The following is a 12664-nucleotide window of genomic DNA, read 5'->3' on the forward strand; positions in this document are numbered from 1 at the left end:
TTTTCCTCCATGTGTTTGACAGCAACGCTACCCTAACGCCCCACCGCCACACCGGCAAACGGCTGTTTTCAAAAATGGAAAAGGCCGCATAAGCGGCCTTTTGTGTTGCAAGCAGTTGCAGTAGAACTGCGAGGCTTACTGTGCTTGAGCGGCGGCACCGTATTTGATTTTGGCGTCCTTACGCAGGTTGCTCAACATGGCTGCGAAAGCCAGCTGTGCATTGTTCTGCGTAATGCCCTGAACCAGAGCCTGCTTCTGCGCTTCAGGCATGGTGCCCTGCTGCACTTTATCAAGTGCCATCACGACGACGTTGCCCTGCGCATCTTCACTGACACCGAATGAAGGTTTACCTTCTGATGGCAGAGGAAGGGTAAAGGCTGCCTGAGACAGCGCATCCTGACCGGTACGTGACAGCGTCTGCTGTGCACCAAAGGTCAGGCCTGCCGCTTTCAGAGCTTCATCACCTTTGCCTGCTTTCAGTTCAGCCAGCAGTTTGTCAGCCTGTGCTTTCGCTTCCTGCTGTGCTTTCTGCTGCTTCAGGGTATCGGTAATCTGTGCAGTCACTTCATTCAGTGCTTTCACGGCTTCCGGCTTGTGTTCGCTGATGCGCAGCACAAAGGCACGGTCACCATCAACGGTGATGATGTCTGAATTACTTCCCGGCGTACCGTTTCCACCCACCAGATTACCGCTGAAGATCGCATCCTGTACGGCTTTAAAGTTCAGCTCGGCAGGCAGGCTGTCATGACCAAACCAGCCTGTTTCAACAGCTTTAACACCGGCAACCTGCTCAGCACTGGCCAGAGACTCGTTATCGTTACTTGCGGCATCGCTCACTTTCTGCTGCAGTTTGTAGTAAGCGTCGACCGCTTTTTCCTGCTTCACTTTTGCGGCAATATCATCATGCACTTCTGCCAGCGCTTTGATTTTTTCAGGCTGAATGTCATCCAGACGAGCCACGATAAAGCCAACCGATGACGAGATCACACCCGATAACTGACCTTTCTCTTTCAGGCCTGCATTCGTCAGCTCATCCGGCGTGGTGGCCGGTTCAAGCCAGCCCATATCACCACCGTTGCGGGCAGAAATAGGATCAGATGATTTCTCTTTCGCCAGAGCAGCAAAATCACCGCCCTTCTTCAGTGCATCCAGTACTGACTGCGCTTCGGCTTCAGTTTTGGTCTGAATGATGCTGTAGCGATTGCGCTGCGGCTGGGTGTAATCCTGCTGATGTTGATCGTACCAGCTCTGGATGTCGCTCTCGCTCACCGGTTGCTGCATGCTCGCCGCATCCAGTTTGATGTAGCTAACGCGGAACTGCTCAGGCGTCATAAAGCTATTTTTGTTCTGCTGGTAGTAGTTGTTGATCTCTTCCGGGGTCACGGTTTGCTTTGCCACCAGCGCGTTGACGTTAATCGTCACTTCACGCACCAGACGCTGCTGAGAAACCAGTGCCGCCAGAGAATCGGTTTCATTAGCCAGCACAAAATCTGTTCCAGTAACGGACTGGATAAGCTGCTGAGTGGTCAGTTGCTTACGCAGGGCTTCAGCATACTGATCGGCAGAGAAGCCCATGTTATTAATGATGCCCATGTACTTGGCATTATCAAATTTACCCTCAGTCTGAAACGCAGGCTGAGTAAAGATGGCCTGTTTGATTTGCTCGTCACTGATGGCCAGGCCGATATCTTTGGCATACTGGTCCAGTAACAGTTCATCAATCAGCTGTGAGAGCGCCTGTTGACGGATCTGCTGCATGTAACCTTCGTTACCTGCCAGAGCCGAGAACTGTTCGCCCAGCATCTGCTGCTGACGCGCACGTTCGCTGCTGAAAGCACGTTCAAGCTGTGCACGACTGATTTCCTGGCCGTTGACTTTGGCTGCGTAATCACCGGAACCGCCTGTCAGATACCCGCCTACGCCGGTAAGGACAAAAGACAGGATGATCAGGCCCAGTATAATTTTGAGCACGACATGGTTCGACGCCGCGCGTAAATTGTCCATCATGGTGTGACAACACTCCGCTGTAGTGTGAATGTAAAACCTTGCGCTGCCGTCCCGCGTTCCCGAGGACGCACTTAGCCATTTTAGACAACCGCAGCACGCGTTTGTCATTGAAACATAAAAAAAGGCACATCAAGTCGCTGATGTGCCCCGTATGTTACATGAGAACGCGTTGGCGATCCTCAATACGCCGAAGAAATCTGCTCCTGCGGCGGCTTAATGCACTTAATTTACAGAGTCTTTCAGCGCTTTACCGGCACGGAAGCCAGGTACTTTACCCGCTGCGATAGTAATTTCTTTGCCGGTTTGCGGGTTACGGCCGGTACGCTCGGCGCGTTCACGCACGGAGAAAGTACCGAAGCCGACCAGCGCAACTTCATCGCCAGCCTGCAGAGATTCAGTAACTGAACCGATAAAAGCATCTAATACACGTCCCGCTGCAGCTTTAGAAATATCGGCGTTTGCAGCAATTTTGTCGATCAACTGTGACTTATTCACTCACTCATCCCCTCTTTTATTTTTACACCGTGAACAGGCTTTCTGCCGGACACGTACGTGCGTGATTTGTTATGGCTGTTTAGCCCGAGCTTGTTGAGCCTCAGCAACCCGCAACCTTTGCCGTCACTGGCTTAACAGCATCCTAACTTAGCGGCACAAAAAAAAGCTGGCAAGCACCAATTCACTTACCAGCCTTAGTTTTACAGTGAGTTTGCCTTAAATCACTATTTTGCCGTAACAACCTGCATGCCATACGGGGCATTTTGCAGGGCCAGGGCTAATACTTCTTCAATGCGTTTCACCGGATGAATCTCCAGGTCGGCAATCACGTTATCCGGAATTTCTTCCAGATCGCGCTTGTTCTCGTCCGGGATTAAGACCGTCTTGATGCCACCACGGTGTGCGGCAAGCAGTTTTTCTTTCAAACCACCAATCGGCAGAACCTGACCACGCAGCGTAATTTCGCCCGTCATCGCCACGTCTGCACGCACCGGGTTACCGGTCAGACACGAAACCAGCGCGGTGCACATTGCAATACCGGCACTTGGACCATCTTTCGGCGTTGCCCCTTCAGGCACGTGAACGTGGATATCACGCTTCTCATAGAAGTCAGCGTTGATGCCCAGTTTCTCTGCACGAGCACGCACCACCGTCAGCGCCGCCTGGATGGATTCCTGCATCACTTCGCCCAGTGACCCCGTATAGGTCAGCTTGCCTTTACCCGGCACACAGGCGGTTTCAATGGTCAGCAGATCGCCCCCAACTTCCGTCCATGCCAGACCAGTCACCTGGCCTACGCGGTTTTCGCTATCGGCACGGCCATAATCGAAGCGCTGCACGCCGAGATAATCTTTGAGGTTATCGCCGTTAATTTCGATGTGTTTAATGGATTTGTCCATCAGCAGCGTTTTGACGGCTTTGCGGCACAGCTTGGACAATTCGCGTTCAAGGCTACGCACGCCCGCTTCACGAGTGTAATAGCGAATAATGCCAACAATGGCGCTATCGTCCACGGTCAGTTCATTTTTCTTCAGTGCATTACGCTCAATCTGCTTCGACAGCAGGTGCTGTTTGGCGATATTGAGTTTTTCATCTTCGGTGTAACCCGACAGGCGAATCACTTCCATACGGTCCAGCAAGGGGGCTGGAATGTTCATCGAGTTAGACGTTGCGACAAACATCACATCGGAGAGATCGTAATCTACTTCCAGATAGTGATCGTTAAAGGCAATATTCTGTTCTGGATCAAGTACTTCTAACAGAGCAGATGCCGGATCACCGCGCATATCCGAAGACATTTTGTCAATTTCATCCAGCAGGAAAAGTGGGTTTTTAACGCCAACTTTTGCCATCTTCTGGATCAGTTTGCCCGGCATGGAACCGATATAGGTACGACGGTGACCACGGATTTCTGCTTCATCACGTACCCCACCCAATGCCATACGCACATATTTACGGCCAGTGGCTTTGGCGATGGACTGCCCCAGCGAGGTTTTACCCACGCCAGGAGGCCCTACCAGGCACAGGATTGGGCCTTTGATTTTGCTGACGCGGCTCTGTACTGCCAAATATTCCAGGATGCGGTCTTTGACGCGCTCAAGGCCGAAGTGGTCCATATCCAGCGTTTCTTGCGCCTTCAGCAGATCTTTCTTCACCTTGCTACGTGCATTCCATGGCACCTGAACCATCCAGTCAATATAACCACGTACAACGGTGGCTTCGGCAGACATCGGCGACATCATTTTCAGCTTCTGCAGCTCAGCTTCCGTTTTATCACGCGCTTCTTTCGGCATTTTTGCCGCATCGATTTTGCGTTTCAGCGCTTCGTTTTCATCCGGCGCATCGTCCATTTCGCCCAGTTCTTTCTGAATGGCCTTCATCTGCTCATTCAGATAGTACTCACGCTGGCTTTTTTCCATCTGCTTTTTGACACGATTACGGATGCGTTTCTCAACCTGTAACAGGTCAATCTCCGACTCCATCATCGCCATCAGGTATTCCAGACGCTCGTTGATATCTGACATTTCCAGAACAGACTGTTTATCAGCCAGTTTCAGCGGCATATGGGCAGCAACGGTATCTGCCAGACGGGCAGCATCATCGATGTTGTTCAGTGAGGTCAGGACTTCTGGGGGGATCTTTTTGTTCAGCTTGATATAGCCTTCAAACTGATTGATCGCCGTACGCACCAGCACTTCCTGCTCACGCTCTTCAATTTCAGGCGACTCCAGGTACTCTGCCTGGGCAGTAAAGTGGTCGCCGTTATCGGATAAGGTGGTGATGTGTGCACGCTGTAAACCTTCAACCAGCACTTTAACGGTGCCGTCGGGGAGTTTCAGCATTTGCAAAATAGAGGCAACAGTCCCGACTGAGAAGAGATCGTTGATGCCAGGTTCATCCGTTGAAGCTTCTTTCTGAGCGACCAGCATGATCTTTTTGTCATGATCCATGGCGGCTTCAAGGCAGCGAATTGATTTTTCACGACCAACAAACAACGGAATGACCATGTGCGGATAAACCACTACGTCACGCAACGGTAACACAGGGATTTCAATGCGTTCAGAACGCTCAGGATTCATAGAGCTCTCTCTTAGTTTAATTTCCGCCAGGGTAAGGGGAACCGCATCATCCAGAAAAAGTGCAGTTTGACCCACAGGTATCTGAGTATATGGGGATGAACGGAATAGATTCAATGTTGGGGTAACGAGAAAAGTAAAAGGGGGAACATTTTCCCCCTTTTCGATAACTGACTGGAATGATTTGGTTATTTATTCGCCAGACGCCTGCTGTGCTTCGGGCTTGCCATAAATCAGCATCGGCTCGCTCTCACCACCAATGACCGATTCATCGATCACCACTTTCTCGACGTCATCCATCGACGGCAGGTCGTACATGGTGTTCAGCAGTGCGCCTTCCACGATAGAACGCAGCCCGCGGGCACCCGTTTTGCGTGACATTGCCTTTTTGGCAATCGCCGTCAATGCTTCCTCACGGAACTCCAGCTCCACGCCTTCCAGATTGAACAGCGCCTGATACTGCTTGGTCAGCGCATTTTTCGGCTCACGCAGGATCTGAATTAACGCATCTTCACTCAGCTCCGTCAGCGTCGCCACCACCGGCAGACGGCCGATGAACTCCGGGATCAGACCAAACTTGATCAGATCTTCCGGCTCCACCTGTGCCAGCAGCTCGCCTTCTGTCGCTTTCTCAGACTTGCCCTTCACCGATGCGCCAAAACCGATACCGGTGCCGGTATCCACGCGCTGTGACACCACTTTATCCAGGCCGGCAAACGCACCGCCGCAGATAAACAGAATTTTCGAGGTATCCACCTGCAAAAACTCCTGCTGCGGATGCTTGCGCCCGCCCTGCGGAGGAACTGCCGCCACCGTGCCTTCGATCAGCTTCAGCAGCGCCTGCTGCACGCCTTCACCGGAGACATCTCGGGTGATAGACGGGTTGTCTGACTTGCGTGAAATCTTGTCGATCTCATCGATGTAGACAATCCCGCGCTGCGCTTTCTGCACGTCGTAGTCACACTTCTGCAGCAGCTTCTGAATGATGTTTTCCACATCCTCGCCCACGTAACCGGCTTCGGTCAGCGTGGTGGCATCGGCCATGGTGAACGGGACGTCCAGCAGGCGGGCCAGCGTTTCGGCCAGCAGGGTTTTACCGCTACCGGTCGGGCCAATCAGCAGAATGTTACTTTTCCCCAGCTCAATACCGTTGCTGGTGTCGCCGTTGCGCAGGCGCTTGTAGTGGTTATACACCGCCACTGCCAGCACCTTCTTCGCCCGCTCCTGGCCGATAACGTAGTCATCGAGGTGGTGGCGGATTTCGTGCGGCGTGGGCAGTGAGTTGCGCTCACGATGTGGCACAACTTCTTTGATCTCTTCGCGAATAATGTCGTTACATAAGTCGACACATTCATCGCAGATGTAGACTGACGGGCCGGCAATCAGCTTACGCACTTCATGCTGGCTTTTGCCGCAAAAAGAGCAGTACAGCAGTTTACCTGAACCGTCTTTGCGCTTATCTGTCATCAGTTAACCTCATGCCTTACTTAATTTACGCGTACCAGTCCTTAATATAGCCCATTTCCCGCTGTAATTGGGAGTAAAAGTCCGATGCGTGTCATGTTCACAAGACTTAATCATGGACACACACACTCCGGACAAAAAACAGCCAGTCACTTTATTTACAGGTGAAAATGTCATTTAACGTACTGTTTTAAATAACAAAGACTGCCTACTATTCCTGTTGATTTAGCTGGTAATTGGATTATGCTAAACTCTGGTCACTTATGATTATCCGATGGAGTGTAAAGCATGCCTCAAGAGCCAACTAAAGAAGAAAACGGGCAGGAAGAGAAGAACTCATCGCTGGCAGTCAATAAACTGCTGCAGTCACGCTCTATTATCATTTCAGGTGAGATTAATCAGGCGCTTGCTGAGAAAGTGACCGCACAGTTGCTGATCCTGCAAGAAATGGGCGATGAGCCAATCAAGCTGTTCATTAACAGCCAGGGTGGCCATGTTGAAGCTGGTGACACCATCCACGACATGATCAAATTTGTGAAACCTAAAGTACTGGTCATTGGTACTGGCTGGGTGGCCAGCGCCGGTATCACCATTTTCCTTGCAGCTGACAAAGATGACCGTTACTCACTGCCGAATACTCGCTTTATGATTCACCAACCCCTGGGCGGCGTGCGCGGTAAAGTCTCTGACATTGAGATCGAAGCGAAAGAGCTATTGCGTGCACGTGCACGTATTAACCAGCTGATCAGCAAAGCAACGGGCCAGCCTCTGGAAAAAGTAGAGAAAGACACTGACAGTAATTACTGGATGAGTCCTGAGCAAGCCGTTGATTACGGTATCACTACCCACGTCATCAGCCAGTGGGACGAACTGAAAGGTTAATCGCCCGACAGTAACAAAAAAAGGCCCGCATCAGCGGGCCCTTTTTTGTCTGCATAACATCAGGTTACTCGCCAGATGCCTGCTGAGTTTCTGGCTTGCCGTAGATAAGCTTAGGTTCGCTGTCACCGTCGATGACCGGTGCATCCACCACGACTTTCTCCACGTCATCCATCGACGGCAGGTCGTACATGGTGTTCAGCAGTGCGCCTTCCACGATAGAACGCAGCCCACGAGCACCTGTTTTGCGTGACATTGCCTTTTTGGCAATCGCCGTCAGCGCATCTTCACGGAACTCCAGCTCCACGCCTTCCAGATTGAACAGCGCCTGATACTGCTTGGTCAGCGCATTTTTCGGCTCACGCAGGATCTGAATTAACGCATCTTCACTCAGCTCCGTCAGCGTCGCCACCACCGGCAGGCGGCCGATGAACTCCGGGATCAGACCAAACTTGATCAGATCTTCCGGCTCCACCTGTGCCAGCAGCTCGCCTTCTGTCGCTTTCTCAGACTTGCCCTTCACCGATGCGCCAAAACCGATACCGGTGCCGGTATCCACGCGCTGCGACACCACTTTATCCAGGCCGGCAAACGCACCGCCGCAGATAAACAGAATTTTCGAGGTATCCACCTGCAAAAACTCCTGCTGCGGATGCTTGCGCCCGCCCTGCGGAGGAACTGCCGCCACCGTGCCTTCGATCAGCTTCAGCAGCGCCTGCTGCACGCCTTCACCGGAGACATCTCGGGTGATAGACGGGTTGTCTGACTTGCGTGAAATCTTGTCGATCTCATCGATGTAGACAATCCCGCGCTGCGCTTTCTGCACGTCGTAGTCACACTTCTGCAGCAGCTTCTGAATGATGTTTTCCACATCCTCGCCCACGTAACCGGCTTCGGTCAGCGTGGTGGCATCGGCCATGGTGAACGGGACGTCCAGCAGGCGGGCCAGCGTTTCGGCCAGCAGGGTTTTACCGCTACCGGTCGGGCCAATCAGCAGAATGTTACTTTTCCCCAGCTCAATACCGTTGCTGGTGTCGCCGTTGCGCAGGCGCTTGTAGTGGTTATACACCGCCACTGCCAGCACCTTCTTCGCCCGCTCCTGGCCGATAACGTAGTCATCGAGGTGGTGGCGGATTTCGTGCGGCGTGGGCAGTGAGCTACGCTCACGGTGTGGCGCAACTTCTTTGATCTCTTCGCGAATGATGTCATTGCACAAATCAACACATTCATCGCAGACATACACAGACGGGCCGGCGATCAGCTTGCGCACTTCATGCTGGCTTTTGCCGCAAAAAGAGCAGTACAGCAGTTTACCTGAACCGTCTTTGCGTTTATCAGTCATTTACTTCCCCCTCATTGTCACACTCACCTTCCCACCAGGGGTTAGTTACGCGGCCGCCACCAGAGCTATCCGCGGAGGCAACGGCACCATGTCACAACATGTTTAATCAGTTACGCTGGGACAGCACAGAATCCACTAAGCCGTACTCTACGGATTCGCTGGCCGACAAGAAACGGTCGCGGTTGGTATCGCGCTCAATGGTTTCGATCGTCTGCCCGGTATGTTTTGCCATCAGTTCGTTCATCATCTGCTTAGTCTTGATGATTTCACGGGCATGGATGTCAATATCTGACGCCTGCCCCTGGAAACCGCCCAGCGGTTGGTGAATCATCACGCGTGAATTCGGCAGGCAGTAACGCTTGCCTTTCGCTCCCGCGGTCAGCAGGAAAGCGCCCATCGAACAGGCCTGGCCCATACAGATGGTGCTAACGTCAGGTTTGATAAACTGCATGGTGTCATAAATTGACATCCCTGCGGTGATGACGCCACCAGGAGAGTTAATGTACAGGTGGATATCCTTTTCTGGATTCTCCGCTTCCAGAAACAGCATCTGCGCAACGATCAGGTTGGCCATGTGGTCTTCGACCTGGCCGGTCAGAAAAATAATGCGCTCTTTCAGCAGGCGCGAGTAGATGTCGTAAGAACGCTCTCCACGAGAGGTTTGTTCGACCACCATTGGCACCAGAGCCATATGAGGTGCAGTTAGTTCACGTTCGCCGCTGTATGACATTATCGTCTCCTGGATAAATTTCATTTGGCAACACTCTGTAGCGATTCTACTTGAGAGCGATCAGGAACACTATGATTCCAGGCCTTACACCCGATGCCGTCCGGACAGTTATCGGGCCTGATGACTTCGTTGTACCAATTTGGGGATGATCCCCTGCTGTTTCAAGCATAACAACGTTTTTATCAACTGCTAACCAGGAAAAGTAGCTTAGTCGATAATTTGCAGATTAAATGCGCAAATAGCCTATAAAAGCAGTGGGATTTTACCCCATAAACGACAAAAGCCCGCTGCCAGAAGGCAGCGGGCTTAACGTCAACTAACAGAGTTCAGAATCAGGCCGTAGCAGTCTGGTTCATCAGTTCCTGGAAGTTAGTGGCTTTTTCAGTCACTTTCGCTTTTTCCAGCACGGCTTCAACAGCCTGCTCTTCCAGCGCTACGTTACGCATGTTGTTCATCAGCTCGTTATTTTTGCTGTAGAACTCGATCACTTCTGTTGGATCTTCGTATGCAGAAGCCATCTCTTCGATCAGCGCTTTAACACGGTCTTCGTCAGCTTTCAGCTCGTGAGTACGAATCACTTCGCCCAACAGCAGACCGACAACTACGCGGCGTTTAGCCTGCTCTTCGAACAGTTCACGAGGCAGCTCCAGAGCTTGCTTTTCGTTACCACCAAAGCGCTGTGCAGCCTGACGCTTCAGCACGTCAATCTCACCGTCAATCAAAGCAGCAGGAACATCGATGTCATTGGCTTTCACCAGACCTTCGATTGCCTGAGATTTCACGCGGTTACGCACGGCACCTTTCAGCTCACGCTGCATGTTCTTGCGCACTTCTGCACGCAGACCCGCGACAGAACCATCTTCAACGCCGAAACGCTTGATGAACTCTTCAGTGAACTCTGGCAGCTCGCGCTCTTCAACTTTCTTCAGTACGATTTCAAACTTCGCTGCTTTACCTTTCAGGTTCTCAGCGTGGTAATCGTCCGGGAAGTTAACGTCGATAGTAAAGGTCTCGCCCGCTTTGTGGCCAACAACACCTTCTTCGAAACCAGGGATCATACGACCCTGGCCCATTGCCAGTACGAAGTCAGACGCTTTGCCGCCTTCGAACTCTTCACCATCTACAGAACCGGAGAAATCGATGGTTGCACGATCTTCAGCAGTCGCTGCAGCGTCGGTTTCTTTCCAGGTGGCCTGCTGCTTGCGCAGAGTGTCCAGCATGGTATCAACGTCAGCATCAGTCACTTCAACAACCGGTTTTTCAACTTCGATTGCTTCCAGACCCTTCAGCTCAACTTCCGGGTACACTTCAAATTCAGCTGAGAATGTGAAGTCTTCACCGGTTTTGTATTCGCCTGGTACGTACTGCGGTGCGCCAGCCGGATTAATTTTTTCTTTGATGATCGCATCGACAAAGCCGCGCTGCATCAGATCGCCCAGGACGTCCTGGCGAACAGAAGCACCGTAACGCTGTTCAACAACAGTCATCGGTACTTTTCCTTTGCGGAAACCGTCGATGCGCACTTTCTTAGCTACGCTGACCAGCTCACTTTTCACCGCGTTTTCGATCACATCTTTATCTACGGTAATCGTTACGCGACGGCCCAGGCCCTGAGTTGTTTCTACTGAAACTTGCATCTTATTACCTCAAAAAATCACGTGCTCGGTCAACTTCAGACAAACACCACTGGATGACCAGGGTGTATCTAAGAACCGGGACGGCTTCTGATGTCAGAACCACATTCCCTGTTTCACAGAAGCATCCCGAAGACATTCCGGAAAAAAATAGACGCAGCATTATAGCGGCAACGTCTTAATGAGTCGAGGCTACACTCTCGCCCGGACCCCGCTACTTTTTACATTTTTGCTGCCAAATCGCAAGAATTTGCTGACTGCCACATTTTTCTGGCTCTATAAATGAAAAAACGGCCAACAGGCCGTTTTCAGTTTTTTGCGTCGGGTCAGGCCAGCGTACCGGCACCACGGCAGTTAGGTGAGGATGGAACGGTATCTTGTAAACCCTCCCACTCTTTCAAGGTATAACTGTGAAGTGCCAGTGCGTGCACACTGCCGGCCAGCTCATCCGCCAGCACCCCGTAAATAGCCCGGTGGCGGGTTAGAAAACGCTGATCGTTAAAGCTGTCACTGACAATCACCACCTTGAAGTGACTCTCAGCGCCCGCAGGCACATTATGGCGATAGCTTTCATCATGCACCTCAAGATGCACAGGAGAAAACGCCGTTCGTAACTTTTCTTCTATTTGTTCACGGATCATACCTGGACTCCTTTGATGCAGAGAACTGCGCCCCATCCCTTTAAATCGTAGTCGGTTTTTGTGTAAAACCGACGCACTTTAGCGTTTTTTTCCTGATGGCATTTACTTTTCAATCACCGCCATGCAACACATCGCCTATCACGAGGTCGAATGCCTGAGTCTCATTAAGTCTGAAAATTCCGCAACGCGATGAATTTACGCTCGATCGGGGCTTCCCCTGCCGACAGGCAATGATATGATGACCGCAGTTTTGTCAGCAATACTACTCACGTAATCGAGAAAATAAGCATGTTAAAAAAATTATTTTTCCCTCTGCTGGCCGTGTTAATTCTGGCTGGCTGCGCAGGGAGCAGCAATACGCTCGACATTTCACCAAAAATTCAGCTGCCACAGCGTGATCCAAGCCTGATGGGCATCACTATCAGCATCACGGGTGCCGATCAGCGTAGCGATCAGGCGCTGGCGAAAGTTAACCGCGACGGCCAGCTGATCACCCTGACCCCGTCTCGCGATCTGCGTTTCCTGTTACAGGAAACACTGGAGAAGCAGATGACCGCACGCGGTTATATGGTCGGCCCAAGCGGCGCTGTTGATCTGCAAATCGTGGTGAATGGCCTGTACGCTGACGTTACCCAGGGTAATGTGCGTTACAGCATCACCACTAAAGCGGATATTTCTATCATCGCTACGGCTAAAAATGGCAGTAAGCAGGTGAAAAACTACCGCCAGACCAGCAGTGTTGAAGGTGCGTTCGCCGCAAATAATCAGAAAATCACGAATGTCGTCAACAGCACCCTCGGTGACGTGATTGCCGATATGGCGCAGGACACCAGCGTTAACGACTTCATCAAGCAAAACGCGCGTTAATCCCTCTGGCCCGGCAGGACGCCGGGCCT

The 12664-nt window shown here is 51.7% G+C and carries 10 protein-coding genes; 2 read left to right on the plus strand and 8 right to left on the minus strand.

Annotated elements, in window-relative coordinates:
• Nucleotides 1-135 precede the first annotated feature (135 nt).
• The 4 genes from ppiD to clpX (FY046_RS08980) all read right to left on the minus strand — a co-directional run bounded on the left by ppiD (nt 136) and on the right by clpX (FY046_RS08980) (nt 6545).
• Nucleotides 136-2007, minus strand: coding sequence for a peptidylprolyl isomerase (gene ppiD / locus FY046_RS08965; protein ID WP_133845772.1), 1872 nt, complete (start codon nt 2005-2007; stop codon nt 136-138).
• A 222-nt stretch (nt 2008-2229) separates the two neighbouring features.
• A complete protein-coding gene (hupB, locus tag FY046_RS08970; RefSeq protein WP_062744954.1) occupies nt 2230-2502 on the minus strand; it encodes a nucleoid-associated protein HU-beta in 273 nt (90 codons plus the stop codon).
• A gap of 224 nt (nt 2503-2726) precedes the next feature.
• A complete protein-coding gene (gene lon, locus FY046_RS08975) occupies nt 2727-5081 on the minus strand; it encodes an endopeptidase La (protein WP_133845773.1) in 2355 nt (784 codons plus the stop codon).
• Between the two features lie 189 nt (nt 5082-5270).
• Entirely contained in the window at nt 5271-6545 is a 1275-nt protein-coding gene (gene clpX / locus FY046_RS08980) for an ATP-dependent protease ATP-binding subunit ClpX (protein WP_167864066.1), read from the minus strand.
• Between the two features lie 285 nt (nt 6546-6830).
• Between clpX (FY046_RS08980) and FY046_RS08985 the strand changes: the two genes are divergently transcribed.
• Nucleotides 6831-7424, plus strand: a complete 594-nt coding sequence (locus FY046_RS08985; protein ID WP_133847037.1) for an ATP-dependent Clp protease proteolytic subunit — start codon at nt 6831-6833, stop codon at nt 7422-7424.
• A gap of 64 nt (nt 7425-7488) precedes the next feature.
• Here FY046_RS08985 and clpX (FY046_RS08990) read toward each other — a convergent pair whose 3' ends face one another.
• The 4 genes from clpX (FY046_RS08990) to bolA form a co-directional block, all read right to left on the minus strand.
• Nucleotides 7489-8763 (minus strand): ATP-dependent protease ATP-binding subunit ClpX, encoded by a 1275-nt coding sequence (gene clpX / locus FY046_RS08990; RefSeq protein WP_159337676.1) that lies wholly within the window; start codon nt 8761-8763, stop codon nt 7489-7491.
• 106 nt (nt 8764-8869) lie between these two features.
• A complete protein-coding gene (gene clpP / locus FY046_RS08995) occupies nt 8870-9493 on the minus strand; it encodes an ATP-dependent Clp endopeptidase proteolytic subunit ClpP (protein WP_133846319.1) in 624 nt (207 codons plus the stop codon).
• Between the two features lie 332 nt (nt 9494-9825).
• Nucleotides 9826-11130 (minus strand): trigger factor, encoded by a 1305-nt coding sequence (gene tig / locus FY046_RS09000; protein ID WP_446185980.1) that lies wholly within the window; start codon nt 11128-11130, stop codon nt 9826-9828.
• A gap of 323 nt (nt 11131-11453) precedes the next feature.
• Nucleotides 11454-11768: a transcriptional regulator BolA gene (gene bolA, locus FY046_RS09005; RefSeq protein ID WP_133846317.1), complete on the minus strand. Its 315-nt coding sequence runs from the start codon at nt 11766-11768 to the stop codon at nt 11454-11456.
• 288 nt (nt 11769-12056) lie between these two features.
• Here bolA and FY046_RS09010 point away from each other — a divergent pair, with 288 nt between their 5' ends.
• Nucleotides 12057-12635, plus strand: coding sequence for a lipoprotein (locus FY046_RS09010; protein WP_133846316.1), 579 nt, complete (start codon nt 12057-12059; stop codon nt 12633-12635).
• The last annotated feature ends 29 nt before the right edge of the window (nt 12636-12664 follow it).

This window comes from Erwinia sp. 1181_3 (genome assembly GCF_052824965.1).